The following is a 16,216-nucleotide window of genomic DNA, read 5'->3' as shown; positions in this document are numbered from 1 at the left end:
TTTATAAATCTGTATATGAAAAAGCTAAAAAAGGCTATTAAGAAAAGATACATACTATTTATAATAACAATTTTATTAATTATTATAGGATTTTTAATTCCAGTTCAAAATAGTATTGATTCACAAAATTCTGACACATACGTTATTAATACTTCTGCAAAGCAAAGGTATTTGGTTAAAAGCATTAACCATCTTGTCCATTTATTAGACTTAGATTCTAATCAGAGTAAGCTTTCAAAATTAAATACTATAAATGAATTGCAAAAACTTGTTAATACGTGGAAACATACACACGATTATTTGCATTCCATAAATATAGACAACGAAAAAAATACTGTTTTAGATTCTTTGTGTAAGGTTACCGATGTATCTTATGAAAAAATACTGAATGCTAGTAATGCTATTATTAACAATCCAAGTTCAGTAAAAGACAATATAAAAATCATATCTAAAAACGAACCGGTTTATTTTAAAAATATGGATGCGTTGGTCATGGAATATGAAAAAGCAGCAGAAAAGCATTTTTACAATTTAAAACTTACCATTTATTTTTTAGCATGCATCCCCGTTTTAATATTGATTTTTGAGTTTGTTTTTATTTTATTACCTGTTTTTAATAAAACAATTAATAAAAATGATGAACTCGTTAAGATAAATAAAGAAATAGCTTCATCCAGAGAGGAAATTATAAAACGAATGGAAGAAGTGAGCAAATTAAAAGCTAACCTTGAAATACAGCAGAATTATAATAAAATTTTTATAGATCAAGCACCTACAGCCATTGCAATGTTAGACAACAATATGGTTTATATGGCAGTTTCTCAGCGCTGGATAAAAGACTATAAAATGCAAGGACAACAAATTATAGGTTGTTCGCATTATGATATTTTCCCAGAGATAGGAGAAGATTGGAAGGAAAAGCACAGGGAATGCCTTAATGGTGCCATTGATAGGTGTGATAAATATCCTTTTAGACGTGCCGATGGTAGCGTTCAATGGATTTATTGGGATGTAAGACCTTGGTACAATTTTGAAGGCCAAGTAGGTGGGTTGCTTATGCATACAGGAGACATTACTGAAATAGTTGAGAAAGAAAATGAAAAAACAAGGATAGAGGAAATTTTAGAAAAGACAAATAAAGTAGCCAGAATAGGTACATGGGAACTGGATTTAGCAACTGATCGGTATATCTTGAGTGACGTAGCTTGCGAAATTTTAAAAGTGCCCAAGGATTTTTTTATGAATAGAAAAATCAATAAAAACTTTTATAAAGATGGCTACTCCAAGGATTTGATAATTAAGTCTATGAATGCCTGTATAGATTACCAAATTCCTTTTGATTTAGAACTTGAAGCTAAAAACCTTGAAGGAGAAGATATTTGGATTCGCGAAATTGCTTATTCCGAGTTTGAAGCTGGTAAATGTGTGAAAGTATATGGAATATTCCAAGACATTACTTCTGAAAAGCAATCACAAAACAAACTTTTTGAAGTAAATAATGAGCTAAATACCATACTAAATTCAGGCTCTGTTGCTATCGTATCAACAGACAATTGCGGTATAATTAAACACTTTAATCAAGGGGCTGAACTTTTATTAGGATATTCAGCTTCAGAAATGATAGGAATTGAAAGACCGGAAATTTACGTTGTTGAATCAGATATCCAAAAATTTACTGAAGATATAGCCAGGTTATATGGAAAAAACCCAAATGATTTTGATCCATATCTTGAGCTTTCTATTCAAAAAAAATCTGATTCAAGAGAATGGACTTACATTAGAAAGGATGGTTCAACAGTCTCGGTGTATTCAACACTAACGGCAATTAACGATAAGAATGGTAAGAAAATAGGTTTTTTAGGGGTTGCTATTGACATTTCAGAAAGGAAAGCAGTGGAAGATGAATTACTAAGAAAAAACGAATTACTTGTTTCTGCGGAAAAAATAACCATGATGGGGCACTGGCAATGGGATGCCATCAATAATAAGTCAAAGTGGTCCAGTAATTTATATGAGATTCTTGGATATAAAGAGGAGCTAAAAGATATTACTGCAGAATCATATATTGAATGTATTCATCCAGATGACAAACAATTTTTCATGGAGAATTTACAAAAGAGTATTGAAGATAAACAACATTATCCAATTTTTCATCGTATAATATCTAAAGATGGGAAAATAAAAACAATTCATGTTTTAGGCAAAATTATCACTAATGATGAAGGGGAGGTTATAGGATTAATAGGTACCTGTCAAGATGTTACAGAGCAAAAAATGGCAGAAAATAAGTTTAAAGGTTTGTTGGAATCTGCTCCTGATGCTACGGTAATTATAAATGAACACGGAGATATTCAATTAATAAATAAACAAGCAGAGAAATTATTTGGTTATCACTTTGAAGATTTGGCTAATAAATCTATAAAAAAACTAATTCCAGAAAACCTCAATAATAATCACAAGCTTTTTTATGCGAATAACTTTTTTTTAGATAAAGAGACCATAAGAATGGGGGAGATTAGGGAACTTACTGGTGAAAATATAGAAGGTAAAAACATACCAATACAAATAAGCCTAAGTCCCTTAGAGACAGAAAATGGATTATTAATATCTGTTGCTATAAGGGATATAACTACCCAAAATTTGGCGAGACTTAAAATTTTAAAAGCAAAACATGATTTAGAAATTTTAACTAAAACATTGATTGTGCAAAATAATCAATTAGCAGATTTTGCACATATAACTTCACATAATTTAAGAGCGCCTGTAAGCAACCTTAATTCTCTTTTAAATTTTTACAAGGCATCAGAAGATAATGAAGAAAAAAACATTTTGTTTGAAAAATTTGAGTTTGTTATTAATCATCTTACCTTAACATTAAATACTTTGGTAGAAGCAATTAAAACAAAAAATGATGATAAAGAGAACCTTGAAAATATACCGTTTGATGATGTGCTAAATAAAACAAAAGGAGTCCTTAGTGGAGAGATCCTTAAAACACAAGCTGTTATTGAAAGTGATTTTTCAAAAGCAAAAAATATTAATTTTAAGAAAGTTTATTTGGAAAGTATTTTTCTTAATTTAGTAGAAAATGCCATTAAATATAAGCATCCAGATAGAAATCCTAAAATAGCTATTAAATCTTTAATAAATAAAGAAGGCAAAATAGAGCTAAGAATCACGGATAATGGCTTAGGAATTAATATGGATAGACATGGAGATAAGTTGTTTGGGTTGAATAAAACATTTCATAGACATCCCGAGGCTAAAGGTGTGGGGTTATTTATGACCAAAACCCAAATACAAGCTATGGGAGGAACTATTACGGCACTAAGCGAGCTAAATAAAGGAACGACATTTATAATAATTTTTTAGAATATGAAAAAAATAAATAGTGTTTATGTTATTGATGATGATGAAATATATCAATTCACTATAAAGAAAATTTTAAAGTCATTTGATTTGCCCTTTGAAATAAAATCTTTTCCAGATGGAGAAGAGGCTATTAATTTTATTGACGATCATAAAAATAATGAAGCAGAACTTCCAGATATCGTTTTCTTAGATATAAATATGCCTATTATGGACGGGTTTGAGTTTTTGGAAGAATTTGAAAAAATCAAGTCTGATTTGTGTAAGAACACCATCGTGCATATGGTTTCATCATCTGTAGACGAGGTTGATATAGAGAGAGCAAAGAAAAACAAAAACATATCTTCCTATATTACTAAACCAGTAAACCCTAAAGAAATAGAGCGTATAATTAAAAGTTTTTGAAGTTTATACAGAATGAATTTTTTATTAAAAAAATTCAACTTCTCAAACTAAAAGTGGTTTTTAGATAAATATTTATGTTTTTTTTATGATGAATATCAGCTTAAATTAATTTGGAAAAATGTAACTTACACCTATAAACTAATTAAATAAAACATGAAGTTATGATAGTAAATTTTGAATATGTAGATGTAGATGTAAGTGAAACATTATCGGCATTCACTGAAGAAAAGCTAAGAAAATTATTTGACAGATACGAGTTTTTAATAAGTGCCACCGTATATTTTAAACAAGAAGAACACCTTCCTGAAACTGGTAAAATCTGCAATATAGAGTTAAGCTTGCCTGGCCCAAGAATTTATGCGTCTTCCAGCGAAAAAAACTTTGAAGTTTCTGTAAGGGAGACTATTGGTGATTTAGAACGTCAATTAAAAAAGAGAAAAGAAGTTTATAAAATGCACTAGTCGTTTATTGATGATGGTAAGGTTCATTTTTTAAAATAGTGAACCCTCTATATAGTTGTTCAATAAAAAACAAGCGAATCATTTGATGGGAAAATGTCATTTTAGATAGTGACAGTTTCCCATTTGATTTATTATAAACATCTTCCGAAAATCCATAGGGACCACCAATTACAAACACCAATTGTTTTATACCAGAATTCATATGTTTTTGTAAATATTCAGAAAAATTAATAGAATTATATTCTTTTCCCTTTTCATCTAAAAGGATTAATATGTCTGTGTTGCCTATCTTTTCAAGAATCAATTCGCCTTCTTTTTGTTTTTGCTGATTTTCACTTAAATGTTTGGTTTTTTTTATATCAGGAATAATATCCAACTGAAAATTAATATAAAAAGACAACCTTTTTGAGTAAATATCTATTAAAGATATCAATTCTTTATTATCTGTTTTCCCTATGGCAAGTAGCTTAATGGTCATATGGCAAAATTAGTATTTACAATTTATGAATAACGGATTTAAATTAAAAAAAAACACAAAATTCATAATTCCAACATCACAATTAGCCAATCAATTTCTTATTTTAGCGCAAACTTTCTAAATATGATAACCAAAGAACAATTTGAAAACGAACTTGAATTAATAATTTCTAATGCTATTAGAGAAGATGTTGGTGATGGAGATCATAGCTCTTTAGCTTGTATACCGGAAAATGCTAGAGGAAAAGCTAAACTTTTAGTTAAGGATAAAGGCATTATTGCAGGGGTTAATTATGCGAAAAGGGTATTCGCTTATGTGGATAAAACTTTGAAAGTTGATATATTAATAGAGGATGGCTCTGAAGTTACATATGGAGATGTTGTATTGTATGTTGAAGGTGCCCCGCAGTCTATATTAAAATGCGAGCGTACCGTTTTAAATGGGATGCAACGTATGAGTGCCATTGCTACTAAGACTAGAGGTTTTGTAGATTTATTAAAAGGCACAAAAACACAAATTTTAGATACCAGAAAAACCACGCCAGGCATAAGAATGCTAGAAAAATGGGCTGTAAAAATTGGAGGAGGTGAAAATCATAGATTTGGTTTGTTTGACATGATTATGCTAAAAGACAATCATATCGATTTTGCTGGTGGGATTACTAGAGCTATCGAAATGACCAAAGAATATCTTAATGAAACAGGAAAAGACCTGAAAATTATGGTGGAAGCCAGAAATTTATCAGAAGTTAAAGAGATATTACAAAATGATGGTATTTATAGAATCTTAATCGATAATTTTGATTATGAAGATACCAAAAAAGCGGTAAAATTAATTGGTAATACATGTTTAACAGAATCCTCTGGAAATATTGATGCAGATACCATTCGGCATTATGCAGAATGTGGTGTAAACTTCATTTCTTCTGGAGCTATAACACATTCGGTTCATAATATGGATTTAAGCTTAAAAGCTATGAAATAGTATCTTTAAGCTGTCAGCATTAATTCGTTATATAACTCTTTATTTTAATAACTTTGCTTTTAATCTTTACGCAAATTATTAATGACAAAACCTCTAGAAGAAAAACTAGCTAAAATTCCAGTTTTGAATGAATTGGTTCGTTTTTTTAAACGAATTAAGTTGCCAGGTCTTGAAGGTTTGTCTTTTTACGATTTATTTGAACTCTATTTAACAGGCATTGTAAAAGGGGCATTAACAACTAGGGCTAGTGCTATAGCTTTCAGTTTTTTTATGGCTTTGTTTCCTTTTTTATTATTTGTGTTAATTATTATTCCCTATGTGCCTATTGATGATTTTAAAATTGAATTTTTAAAATTTTTAGAATCCTATTTGCCAGCAAGCACCTCAGACTTTTTCTTTGAAAATATTTTTGAAAATATAGACCAATCACAAAGAGGAGGATTGTTATCTTCGGTTTTTGTTTTATCAATAGTATTGATGGCAAATGGCGTCAATGCCCTGTTTTCTGGGTTTGAAAATTCTTATCATAGTCAATTATCAAGAAACGTATTTCGACAATATTTATATGCCTTAAGTATTGCTTTGATATTGGCTTTTTTACTTATTATCATGATTGTGGTTTTAGGGTATTTCCAAATATATGTGGTTCAAAAACTATTGTTAACACTTAATGATGGATATGAAGTAAAGTCGCAAGTCATGTTTTGGTCCAATATGGTAAAATATATATTTTCTGTTATGATGGTGTATTTTGCTACTGCCACCTTATATTACTTTGGAACAAAAGAAGGAAAAGATTCCAAATTCTTTTCCATAGGGGCATTATTCACTACGTTTCTTGTCGCGCTTTTGTCATTCCTTTTTGGTATTTACATTGAAAACTTCAGCAATTATAATAAGTTATATGGTTCTATTGGTGCGCTTTTAATATTGATGTTTTATTTATGGCTAAATGCCAATATCTTATTATTGGGATATGAATTAAATGCATCTTTAAATAAACTCAGGAAACGGAAATAATTATGCTGAATTTTATAGATGTCATCATTCCCATTCCGCTTCAAAAATTGTTTACTTACCGTATTACAAAAGCAGAAGCTGATTTCTTGAAAATAGGCATGCGGGTATCGGTTCCTTTTGGAAAATCTAAAATTTACACAGGAATTGTTTATAGAATTCATCATGAACAACCAACGGTTTATGAAGCAAAGGACATTCATCAAATTTTAGATGATTCACCTGTTGTGAACGAAAAACAACTTCAATTATGGCATTGGATAGCCAATTACTATATGTGTACGCTAGGCGATGTGATGCGTGCCGCATTGCCAAGTGCTTTTATTTTGGAAAGTGAAACCATCATTAGCAAAAATAATATCAAAGACATTGATGAGTCTACTTTAAAGGATGATGAATTTCTGGTTTATGAAGCCTTACATCATCAATCCTCATTAAAAATCCATGATATTGTTAATATACTTGATAAAAAAAATGTACTTCCTGTAATTAATAGATTGTTAGAAAAAAATGCTATTCAAATAGATGAAGAACTATATGAAAAGTATATTCCTAAATTGGTGCGTTATGTCAAACTGCATATCAACTTTACTTCAGAAGAGGCATTGAATACATTGTTGAATGATTTAACTAAAGCCCCAAAACAGCGACAAGTGATTATGACGTTGTTTTCAATTTCAGCTAAGACCAAAAAGCCTGTGAAGGTATCAGATTTATCTACGGAAAGTGATGCTTCACCAGCGATTATTAAATCATTGATAGATAAAGGTATCCTTGAAGATTATCATATTCAAACAGATCGTATTCAATATTCAGGTGAGGCTCATGAAGATTCAAAAAATTTAAATGAACATCAGTCTATCGCTTTATCGGACATAGAGGATTCTTTTACGACTCAAAATGTAACGTTGTTGCATGGGGTCACATCTTCGGGAAAAACAGAAGTCTATGTTAAACTCATGGAAGATGTGTTAAATAAAGGGAAACAAGTATTGTATTTATTACCTGAAATAGCTTTGACAACCCAACTAATAACACGTTTGCAACATTATTTTGGCGAACAGGTTTCTGTTTTTCATTCCAGATATTCCACTCACGAACGTGTTGAGGTTTGGAATCATGTATTGAAAAATGCTGCCAAAGCACAAATAATTCTTGGAGCGCGTTCGTCTATATTTTTACCATTTAATAATTTAGGACTCATTATTGTGGATGAAGAACATGAGCAATCATTCAAACAATTTGATCCGGCACCAAGGTATCATGCACGGGATACGGCCATTGTTCTAGCGAATATCCATAAAGCAAAAACATTATTGGGTTCTGCTACGCCTAGTTTAGAGAGTTACTACAACGCACAACAACATAAATACGGCTTGGTTGAAATTAATCAGCGTTATAATAATGTATTGATGCCTGATATTGAATTGGTAGATATTAAGGATAAGCAGAAGCGGAAATTAATGAAAGGTCATTTTAGCGATAGATTGATAGAGGAAATGACCGATGCTTTGAAAGATGGTCACCAAATTATATTATTTCAAAACAGAAGGGGCTTTTCACCTATTGTAGAATGTCATACCTGTGGCCATGCGCCCCAATGTCCGAATTGTGATGTGAGTTTAACCTATCATCAGTATAGAGATCAATTACGTTGCCATTATTGTGGTTATGTTATGGCTATGCCTAAAAATTGTATGGCTTGCGGAAGTCCTGAATTGGATAGTAAAGGCTTTGGAACCGAGCAAATTGAAGAAGAAGTTAAAAGTTTATTTCCAGATTATAAAGTAGCCAGAATGGATTTGGATACGACGCGGGGTAAATATGGTTACGAAAAAATAATTACAGCTTTTGAACAATTGGAAATTGATATTTTAGTGGGAACTCAAATGCTTACTAAAGGTTTGGATTTTAGAAATGTTAAGTTAGTGGCCGTTATGAATGCCGATAATTTATTGAACTTTCCAGATTTTAGGGCCCACGAGCGCAGTTTTCAGCTCATATTACAAGTAGCAGGTAGGGCAGGGCGCACCGATGTTAGGGGGAAGGTACTAATTCAAACCTATAATCCGTATCATGCCATTCTACAGCAAGTTTCCAATAATGATTATATGGGAATGTTTAATGAGCAAATGAACGATAGGCATAATTTTAAATACCCACCTGTTTACAAGCAGATTAAAATAACCTTAAAACATAAAGATTATACAAAAGTAGATACGGCATCCATTTGGTTGGCAAAATCATTACGTCAAGTATTTGAAGATCATGTGTTAGGGCCAGAATCGCCACCAGTGGCTAGAATACGAAATCAGTTTTATAAAAATATATTGATAAAAATTCCCAAAAAACAGTCCTTATCAAAAACAAAAGAAGCTATTATCAAAGTTAATAACAGCTTCTTAAGTATTAAAGATTTTCGATCAGTTAAGTTAATCTTAAATGTTGACAACTTTTAGTGAAACTTATCTCGATAGAAGTAAACTTCTAGATATTATTTAAAGCATCAACAAGTTGAGTCTTTTTATTTCTGCTTAAAGGAATTTCGTAAGCACCAACTTCAACATTTTTGCTATTAAATCTATCAATCTTATCCAGATTAACAATATATGATTTGTGGATTCTTAAAAACTTACCTTCAGGCAATTCAGATTCAAAAGATTTCATGGTTGAAAGTACCACAAGACTACTGTCTTCGGTCACTAATTTAACATAATCGCCAAGAGCTTCAATCCATTTGATGTCTTTAATATAAACTTTACGTTTTTTGAGGTTACTCTTAACAAAGATGTGTTCACCTTCTTCTTCATTAAAGTCTAGTATCAGTTTATGCTGCTCTAAAGCTTTTTCTACAGCAACATTAAAACGTTCTCTCGTTATGGGTTTATGCAAGTAATCGGTAGCATCATAATTAAATGCTTTGAAAGCATATTCCGTTTTACCAGTTACAAAGATGATTTGGGGTTTGTTGTTTAATACGTCTAAAAGTTCAAATCCATTTAGCACGGGCATTTCAATGTCTAAAAAGATTAAGTCCACTTGATGCGTATTTAAACCATTTTTAGTTTCTAAAGCACTACTGTACTCTGCTATTAAGTTGAGATTTGGATGATTCTCTACAAGCTTAACAATCGAGAGTCTTTGTATCGCTGAGTCGTCTACTACTACACAGTTTAAAGTCATAACATTTAATATTTCGGTTAAGATATCGACAATAGTACGAAAAATTCGGCTAAAAACCAAAAAACATCGTTAAACTGTTTAATTTAACTTTTTTTTAACATTTTAATCCCTTATCAAATATACTATTATTTTTGTTGTTTTATATGTAGATAATAACTATTTTTGCACCCATTTATTAACAATAATATATTTTTTATGAATCATTATGAAACTGTTTTCATCTTAAATCCCGTTTTATCTGAAGACCAGATAAAGGAGACAGTACAGAAATACGAAGATTTTCTTGTTTCTAACGGCGCTAAGATGGTATCAAAAGAAGATTGGGGGCTTAAAAAGTTAGCTTATCCAATTCAAAACAAAAAAAGTGGTTTTTATCACTTATTTGAGTACACTGTTGCCGGTGAGGTAATAGGTCAATTAGAAGTAGAGTTTAGACGTGATGAGCGTTTTATGCGTTATTTAACGGTAGCGTTAGATAAACATGCTGTTTCTTGGGCACAGAGAAGACGAGATAAACTTAAACAAAAAGCTTAATTATGTCAACATCTATAGAACAACAATCTAAAGGAAAAAAAGACGGAGAAATTAGATATTTAACTCCGCTTAATATCGATACAAACAAGACTAAAAAGTATTGTATGTTTCAAAAGACTGGAATCAAATATGTTGATTATAAAGATCCAGATTTTTTAATGAGATTTATAAACGAGCAAGGTAAAATTTTACCAAGACGTTTAACAGGAACTTCGTTAAAGTACCAAAGAAAAGTAGCTGTAGCTGTAAAAAGAGCCCGTCACTTAGCTTTAATGCCTTACGTAGCAGATTTATTAAAATAAAAATACCGATAACAATGGAACTTATATTAAAACAAGACGTTGAAAATTTAGGATTTAAAGACGATGTTGTAACAGTTAAGAACGGTTATGGTAGAAACTTTTTAATTCCTCAAGGACATGCTGTTATGGCAACAGCTTCTGCTAAAAAAGTATTGGCAGAAAACTTAAAGCAAAGAGCTTATAAAGAAAAGAAAATCGTTGATGAGGCTACTAAAGTTGCTGAGGCTTTAAAAGCGTTAGACATTAAAATAGCTGCAAAAGCTGGTTCAGGTGACAAATTATTTGGATCTGTTGGCAACATTGATATTGCAGAAGCTTTAGAAAAAGAAGGTCACTCAATCGATAAAAAATTCATTACCGTAACCACTGTAAAACGTACTGGTAAATACACTGCTGTAGTACGTTTGCACAGAGCTGTAACTGTAGATTTAGAATTTGAGGTTGTTGCGCAAGCAAACTAATCTTTTTTAACACATATTATGAGCCTCAACACATTTGTTGGGGCTTTTTTTTTGAAAAATTATATTTTTTATGAAGTATACAAGACTTACTAAAGAACAATTTGAAGAATTACACCAAGAATTCATTAATTTTTTGGCAACCCAATCTGTTACTGCAGATGAGTGGGCAAATTTAAAAGCAAACAAACCAGAACTAGCGGAAATAGAACTGGATGTTTTTAGTGATTTAATTTGGGAAGGTGCTTTAAACGCTGCAAAATATTTAGAACATATATCGCCCAACCAAATGCATTTGTTTCGTTTGAACGATACTAATATGCATGTTATTGGCGTAAAAATCAAAAATGATAATGACATTACCACAACCGAAGGGTATAATTGGTTGCGGGAGAATTTAATGAATGACGATGTGGAGTTTTTGCAAGCTAAAAAAGAGTACAGTGCGGATAAAAATCTTGATAAATTCAAACTTATTGAACAAGGAGCCGTAATTACCAAAGGCGATTTGTTTCAATTTTTTGATAAGTTGATAAATTAATTTTTGTTACTCCGAATTTCGATTTCAATCAAAACTGTATTGAGAAGTCAATATTTAAATATAAATAAGTTCTCGATACTTTTTCTTTTAGAAAAAACTCGAACTGACGTTGATAATTCTTTATTTTTGTTCTCATTCGAGAATTAGATTATTTTAAATTACATTTTATATAAATGGCTCAAAAACCAAGCATCCCAAAAGGAACCAGAGATTTTAATCCAGAACAAGTAGCAAAACGCAATTATATTTTTAATACCATTCGTGGCGTGTTTGAAACCTTCGGATTTCAACCTATTGAAACCCCAAGTTTTGAAAACTCGGAGACTTTAATGGGAAAATATGGTGATGAAGGGGATAGACTGATTTTTAAGATTTTGAATTCTGGGGATTATTTGGATAAGATTCCTCAAGAACAACTAACAACCAACAACTACCAACTATTAACCAAAAATATCTCAGAAAAAGCCCTACGTTATGACCTAACCGTTCCATTTGCACGCTACGTCGTACAACACCAAAACGAGATTGAATTTCCATTCAAACGTTACCAAATACAACCTGTTTGGCGTGCCGACAGACCACAAAAGGGGCGTTTTAGAGAGTTTTACCAATGTGATGCCGATGTGGTTGGAAGTGATTCGTTATGGCAAGAGGTCGAGTTTATTCAATTATATGATACCGTGTTTTCAGCTTTAAAACTGGAAGGTGTTACCATAAAAATAAATAATCGTAAAATTTTGTCTGGTATTGCTGAGGTGATTGGTGCTTCCGATAAATTAATCGATTTTACGGTTGCCTTAGATAAGCTCGATAAAATAGGAGAGGCCAAGGTGAAAGAAGAAATGCTAGGGAAAGGTATTTTAGAAGCAGGGATTTCAAAATTACAACCCTTATTTACCTTGTCAGGTTCTTTTGAATCGCAAATAGAGTCATTAAAATCCATATTATCAACTTCCGAAGAAGGTAAAAAAGGGATGGAAGAATTAGCGTTTATAAATTCAGCTATTACAGAATTGGGTTTAACAACAGCAACCTTACAACTCGATGTGACGTTGGCTCGCGGATTAAATTATTATACAGGGGCTATTTTTGAAGTGGCGGCACCCAAACAAGTACAAATGGGCTCCATCGGCGGTGGCGGACGTTATGACGACCTAACCGGTATTTTTGGATTGAACAATGTGAGCGGCGTTGGTATTAGTTTTGGTTTAGATCGCATTTATTTAGTTTTAGAAGAATTAGGTTTGTTTCCAGAAACCGTTACTAAAAACGTAGAAGTTCTCTTTATAAATTTTGGAGATAAAGAGGCGTTGTTTAGTTTAAAAGCTATTAAACAAATGCGTTTAGCAGGCATTCATGCGGAGTTATATCCAGAAGCCGCTAAAATGAAAAAACAAATGAATCATGCTGACAAACGCGCGATTCCATTTGTGGTCATTATTGGTGAGGAGGAAATGAATTCTAATAGCTATTCCCTTAAGAATATGATTTCTGGAGAGCAGTTTAAACTGTCGCTTCAAGATTTGATTTTAGAAATAAAGAAAAAGTCCTAAAAATCAATTTAGGACTTAGCGACTAAGCCGTTAAGATTTATTTAACCTTAAATTATATAACGTTTTCAATATTTTTCAAAATTATTTCATAATAGTATCTATTGCTCGCGACAAAGTGCCCATTAACCTCACTATGTTCTAATAAACTTTCAAATTCTGTAAAGGATACCAGTTTTAATGCTGCGACTTCTTCAATTTGAGGTTTTAATTGAGATAGAGGTACAGTAAGTTCAGCCATAAAAGTATGATGGAATTCATTATCAATAATTCCAGAATCATAGCTTTGAAAACACTCAAACACACCAATTTTTGTTAAGTCTGTTTCTAACAAGCTTAAACCAATTTCTTCACGCATTTCACGAAGCGCTCCATTTGTTATGGACTCGCCAGCATCTACATGGCCGGCAACTGAGACGTCCCACATAAGCGGACAAACACTTTTTAAAGCAGAGCGTTGGGATAATAATATCTCGCCATTTTTTGTATAAAGCCAAATATGTGCCGTGTGGTGGTAAAGTCCTTTTTGATGTATAACGGATTTTAATTCCGAAACACCTATTAAGTTTCCTGAAGCATCTGCAACATCTATATACTCATCCATCTAATTAGTTTTTAGAACTATGGTTAAGCAATCTAAAAGTATTTGAAAATCTTTACTTGTGTTGAATAAATGGCAAGACACTCTAATATAATGCCCTCTAAAAGACACAAAAACGTTTCTTTTTTCAAATTCAGTTTTTAAAACATCAACATTTGCGTGTTTGGGTAATTCAATGCCAAATAAATGTTTGGCTCTGAATTCTGAATCTTCAATGCGACAACCTAAACGTTTTATAGGATCTATAAAATCTTTTGATATATCAAGGCAATAGTTTTGTATGGCCTCTGGTGTCCATTCCAGTAATTGCGTTATAGACGTTTTGAGCATATCAACCGCAACAAAATTGGCATTTTCACCTACATTATATCTACTAGCATAAGGTTTGTAGTCATCTTCGTAATTCGTTAAACCGGCAAAATTCTGACTATGAAGTCGGTTGGACCAGTTTTCTTCTATAGGAATGCCATGGTCAAAATAAGGCCCATAATAAGCCAATCCACAAGCGTAAGGTCCAAACAACCATTTGTACCCAGCACAAATTAACGCATCTGGCTGAATCTCTTTAATAGAAAAGGGAAGTGCCCCAACAGATTGAGAGCCATCAATAATTAATAGTGCCTGATGTTTTAGAGTTTTTTCTCTTATGGCTTTTAAATGAAACAAAGTGCCATCAGCCCAATGGATGTGTCCCATAGCAACAACCGCAGTATTGTCTGTAATACTATCCAGAATATCTATATTCCACTGTTTACCGCAGTGTTCTTTAGATACTGGTTTGTTTACGGTTTTTATAGTGACATGATATGTATCCGCTAAACGCTTCCAAGAATAATAATTACTAGGAAATTCGTTGCCAATTAGCAAAATTTCATCACCAGCATTTAAGGTTATATTATTAGCAACTGTTGCGATGCCATAGGAAGCCGATGGGATACTTGCAATACGCAGTGGCTCATCGGCATCTATAAGTTTGGCGAAGCTGGATTTAAGTTCTAAAAGCGGATTGAAAAAATCATCAATTTTTGTGATATATGGTCTGCTTTTTCTATCTATGGCCTGTTTGCCTGCTTCGCTAGTCATATTAGGAAGTGGTGATAAATTGGCAGCATTCAAGTAAACAATATCATCCGGAATATCAAATACATGTTTTTTGTTTTCCATAGAAAGCACTTAAATTTTATTTCTAAAAACTATTCAAAATAGCTAAAGGTATCGTTTTCCTTGATGTTTAAAAGACTTTCGTAAATCAATTTAATAACGTTTTCAACATCATCTCTGTGAACCATTTCTACGGTGGTGTGCATGTAGCGTAACGGCAATGAAATTAAAGCAGAAGCAACACCGCCATTGCTATAAGCAAAAGCATCTGTATCGGTTCCAGTGGCTCTTGATAAGGCATTGCGCTGAAACGGTATGTTTTTAGCTTCGGCAGTATCTGTAATTAAATCCCTGAGTTTTTGTTGTACAGCGGGTGCATAAGCAATAACGGGCCCTTTGCCAATTTCTAAATCCCCCTGTACTTTCTTTTCAATCATTGGGGTAGAAGTATCATGGGTTACATCGGTGACTATCGCAACGTTTGGTTTTATGCGTTGTGTAATCATTTCGGCACCACGCAAGCCTATTTCTTCTTGTACGGCATTTACAACATATAATCCAAAAGGTAAGGTTTTTTTGTTCTCTTTAAGTAAACGGGCTACTTCAGCAATCATAAAACCACCCATACGGTTATCGAGGGCACGACATACAAATTTATCGCCATTTAAAATATGAAATTCATCAGGATAGGTAATCACACAACCAACATACACTCCTAATTTCTCGACTTCTTCTTTGGTTTTGCATCCGCAGTCAATGGAGATGTTATCTGGTTTCGGAGCTTCTTCATTACCACTTTTTCTAGTGTGAATAGCAGGCCAACCAAAAACACCTTTTACAATGCCTTTTTTAGTATGGATATTAACCACTTTACTAGGTGCAATTTGATGGTCGCTACCTCCATTTCGTATTACGTAAATTTGTCCAGTATCACTAATGTAGTTTACATACCATGAAATTTCATCCGCATGTCCTTCAATCACTACTTTGTATTCAGCTTTCGGATTTATAACCCCTACAGCAGTGCCATACGTGTCTGTGATAAATTCATCTACATAGGGTTTTAGATAATCCATCCATAATTTTTGCCCGGTCCATTCGTATCCTGTTGGAGCGGCATTATTCAAATATGTTTCTAAAAAGTCCATCGACTTTTTGTTAAGTATGCTCTTGTTTGCCATTTATTAAAGTTTTGCACTAAAATAATAATATAAATACAAAAAGAATGTTTT

At 32.4% G+C, this 16,216-nt stretch carries 16 protein-coding genes; 11 read left to right on the top strand and 5 right to left on the bottom strand.

The genetic code is table 11. The features are described 5' to 3' along the window. Positions 1-15: 15 nt before the first annotated feature. From DKT72_RS14760 to DKT72_RS14750, 3 genes are all read left to right on the top strand, one after another. Positions 16-3,372 carry a PAS domain S-box protein gene (locus DKT72_RS14760; protein WP_111309511.1) on the top strand — a complete coding sequence of 1,119 codons (3,357 nt, stop codon included), beginning with the start codon at positions 16-18 and terminating at the stop codon, positions 3,370-3,372. 3 nt (positions 3,373-3,375) lie between these two features. After that, complete coding sequence (locus DKT72_RS14755; protein WP_111309510.1) at positions 3,376-3,774, top strand: response regulator; 399 nt, start codon at positions 3,376-3,378, stop codon at positions 3,772-3,774. 161 nt (positions 3,775-3,935) lie between these two features. Continuing rightward, complete coding sequence (locus tag DKT72_RS14750) at positions 3,936-4,235, top strand: HPF/RaiA family ribosome-associated protein (protein WP_111309509.1); 300 nt, start codon at positions 3,936-3,938, stop codon at positions 4,233-4,235. Positions 4,236-4,239: 4 nt separating this feature from the next. On the opposite strand, the gene rlmH is transcribed toward DKT72_RS14750, so the two are convergent. Beyond that, the gene (gene rlmH / locus DKT72_RS14745) at positions 4,240-4,713 is read right to left on the bottom strand and encodes a 23S rRNA (pseudouridine(1915)-N(3))-methyltransferase RlmH (RefSeq protein ID WP_111309508.1); all 474 of its coding nucleotides are present in this window, start codon (positions 4,711-4,713) and stop codon (positions 4,240-4,242) included. A 123-nt stretch (positions 4,714-4,836) separates the two neighbouring features. Here rlmH and nadC point away from each other — a divergent pair, with 123 nt between their 5' ends. The 3 genes from nadC to priA all read left to right on the top strand — a co-directional run bounded on the left by nadC (position 4,837) and on the right by priA (position 9,173). After that, positions 4,837-5,697: a carboxylating nicotinate-nucleotide diphosphorylase gene (gene nadC / locus DKT72_RS14740; protein ID WP_111309507.1), complete on the top strand. Its 861-nt coding sequence runs from the start codon at positions 4,837-4,839 to the stop codon at positions 5,695-5,697. 81 nt (positions 5,698-5,778) lie between these two features. After that, a complete protein-coding gene (locus tag DKT72_RS14735) occupies positions 5,779-6,717 on the top strand; it encodes a YihY/virulence factor BrkB family protein (protein ID WP_111309506.1) in 939 nt (312 codons plus the stop codon). A gap of 2 nt (positions 6,718-6,719) precedes the next feature. After that, a complete protein-coding gene (priA, locus tag DKT72_RS14730; RefSeq protein ID WP_111309505.1) occupies positions 6,720-9,173 on the top strand; it encodes a replication restart helicase PriA in 2,454 nt (817 codons plus the stop codon). 28 nt (positions 9,174-9,201) lie between these two features. Here the strand turns inward: priA and DKT72_RS14725 are convergent, their stop codons facing one another. Next, complete coding sequence (locus DKT72_RS14725; RefSeq protein WP_111309504.1) at positions 9,202-9,897, bottom strand: LytR/AlgR family response regulator transcription factor; 696 nt, start codon at positions 9,895-9,897, stop codon at positions 9,202-9,204. A gap of 195 nt (positions 9,898-10,092) precedes the next feature. On the opposite strand from DKT72_RS14725, the gene rpsF reads away from it, so the two are divergent. From rpsF to hisS, 5 genes are all read left to right on the top strand, one after another. Further along, positions 10,093-10,431 (top strand): 30S ribosomal protein S6, encoded by a 339-nt coding sequence (rpsF, locus tag DKT72_RS14720; RefSeq protein ID WP_111309503.1) that lies wholly within the window; start codon positions 10,093-10,095, stop codon positions 10,429-10,431. Between the two features lie 2 nt (positions 10,432-10,433). Continuing rightward, complete coding sequence (gene rpsR / locus DKT72_RS14715; protein WP_111309502.1) at positions 10,434-10,733, top strand: 30S ribosomal protein S18; 300 nt, start codon at positions 10,434-10,436, stop codon at positions 10,731-10,733. A 14-nt stretch (positions 10,734-10,747) separates the two neighbouring features. Beyond that, positions 10,748-11,194 (top strand): 50S ribosomal protein L9, encoded by a 447-nt coding sequence (gene rplI / locus DKT72_RS14710; RefSeq protein ID WP_111309501.1) that lies wholly within the window; start codon positions 10,748-10,750, stop codon positions 11,192-11,194. Between the two features lie 70 nt (positions 11,195-11,264). Beyond that, positions 11,265-11,732, top strand: a complete 468-nt coding sequence (locus tag DKT72_RS14705; protein ID WP_111309500.1) for a DUF6495 family protein — start codon at positions 11,265-11,267, stop codon at positions 11,730-11,732. A gap of 173 nt (positions 11,733-11,905) precedes the next feature. Continuing rightward, the gene (hisS, locus tag DKT72_RS14700) at positions 11,906-13,285 is read left to right on the top strand and encodes a histidine--tRNA ligase (RefSeq protein ID WP_111309499.1); all 1,380 of its coding nucleotides are present in this window, start codon (positions 11,906-11,908) and stop codon (positions 13,283-13,285) included. Between the two features lie 52 nt (positions 13,286-13,337). Here the strand turns inward: hisS and DKT72_RS14695 are convergent, their stop codons facing one another. From DKT72_RS14695 to DKT72_RS14685, 3 genes are read right to left on the bottom strand one after another with little or no spacing between them, the layout of a single operon-like run. Further along, positions 13,338-13,886, bottom strand: a complete 549-nt coding sequence (locus DKT72_RS14695; RefSeq protein ID WP_111309498.1) for an NUDIX hydrolase — start codon at positions 13,884-13,886, stop codon at positions 13,338-13,340. Then, on the bottom strand, positions 13,887-15,047 hold the full coding sequence (locus DKT72_RS14690; protein WP_111309497.1) for an aminotransferase class V-fold PLP-dependent enzyme: 1,161 nt from the start codon (positions 15,045-15,047) through the stop codon (positions 13,887-13,889). Positions 15,048-15,076: 29 nt separating this feature from the next. Next, entirely contained in the window at positions 15,077-16,165 is a 1,089-nt protein-coding gene (locus tag DKT72_RS14685; RefSeq protein WP_111309496.1) for a M42 family metallopeptidase, read from the bottom strand. Positions 16,166-16,216: the final 51 nt, after the last annotated feature.

It is taken from the genome of Confluentibacter sediminis, from assembly GCF_003258355.1.
Lineage (GTDB): Bacteria > Bacteroidota > Bacteroidia > Flavobacteriales > Flavobacteriaceae > Confluentibacter > Confluentibacter sediminis.
Note: the sequence above shows the minus strand (reverse complement) of the source record. Positions and strands in the feature narration are given on the sequence as shown.

What these genes read in the sequence shown, in the direction of transcription:
- hisS (WP_111309499.1), top strand. Translation starts at nt 11,906, where the DNA reads ATGGCTCAAAAACCAAGCATCCCAAAAGGAACCAGAGATTTTAATCCA.
- DKT72_RS14705 (WP_111309500.1), top strand. Translation starts at nt 11,265, where the DNA reads ATGAAGTATACAAGACTTACTAAAGAACAATTTGAAGAATTACACCAA.
- rpsR (WP_111309502.1), top strand. Translation starts at nt 10,434, where the DNA reads ATGTCAACATCTATAGAACAACAATCTAAAGGAAAAAAAGACGGAGAA.
- DKT72_RS14750 (WP_111309509.1), top strand. Translation starts at nt 3,936, where the DNA reads ATGATAGTAAATTTTGAATATGTAGATGTAGATGTAAGTGAAACATTA.
- nadC (WP_111309507.1), top strand. Translation starts at nt 4,837, where the DNA reads ATGATAACCAAAGAACAATTTGAAAACGAACTTGAATTAATAATTTCT.
- rlmH (WP_111309508.1), bottom strand. Translation starts at nt 4,713, where the DNA reads ATGACCATTAAGCTACTTGCCATAGGGAAAACAGATAATAAAGAATTG.
- DKT72_RS14690 (WP_111309497.1), bottom strand. Translation starts at nt 15,047, where the DNA reads ATGGAAAACAAAAAACATGTATTTGATATTCCGGATGATATTGTTTAC.
- rplI (WP_111309501.1), top strand. Translation starts at nt 10,748, where the DNA reads ATGGAACTTATATTAAAACAAGACGTTGAAAATTTAGGATTTAAAGAC.
- rpsF (WP_111309503.1), top strand. Translation starts at nt 10,093, where the DNA reads ATGAATCATTATGAAACTGTTTTCATCTTAAATCCCGTTTTATCTGAA.
- DKT72_RS14760 (WP_111309511.1), top strand. Translation starts at nt 16, where the DNA reads ATGAAAAAGCTAAAAAAGGCTATTAAGAAAAGATACATACTATTTATA.
- DKT72_RS14755 (WP_111309510.1), top strand. Translation starts at nt 3,376, where the DNA reads ATGAAAAAAATAAATAGTGTTTATGTTATTGATGATGATGAAATATAT.
- DKT72_RS14685 (WP_111309496.1), bottom strand. Translation starts at nt 16,165, where the DNA reads ATGGCAAACAAGAGCATACTTAACAAAAAGTCGATGGACTTTTTAGAA.
- DKT72_RS14725 (WP_111309504.1), bottom strand. Translation starts at nt 9,897, where the DNA reads ATGACTTTAAACTGTGTAGTAGTAGACGACTCAGCGATACAAAGACTC.
- priA (WP_111309505.1), top strand. Translation starts at nt 6,720, where the DNA reads ATGCTGAATTTTATAGATGTCATCATTCCCATTCCGCTTCAAAAATTG.
- DKT72_RS14735 (WP_111309506.1), top strand. Translation starts at nt 5,779, where the DNA reads ATGACAAAACCTCTAGAAGAAAAACTAGCTAAAATTCCAGTTTTGAAT.
- DKT72_RS14695 (WP_111309498.1), bottom strand. Translation starts at nt 13,886, where the DNA reads ATGGATGAGTATATAGATGTTGCAGATGCTTCAGGAAACTTAATAGGT.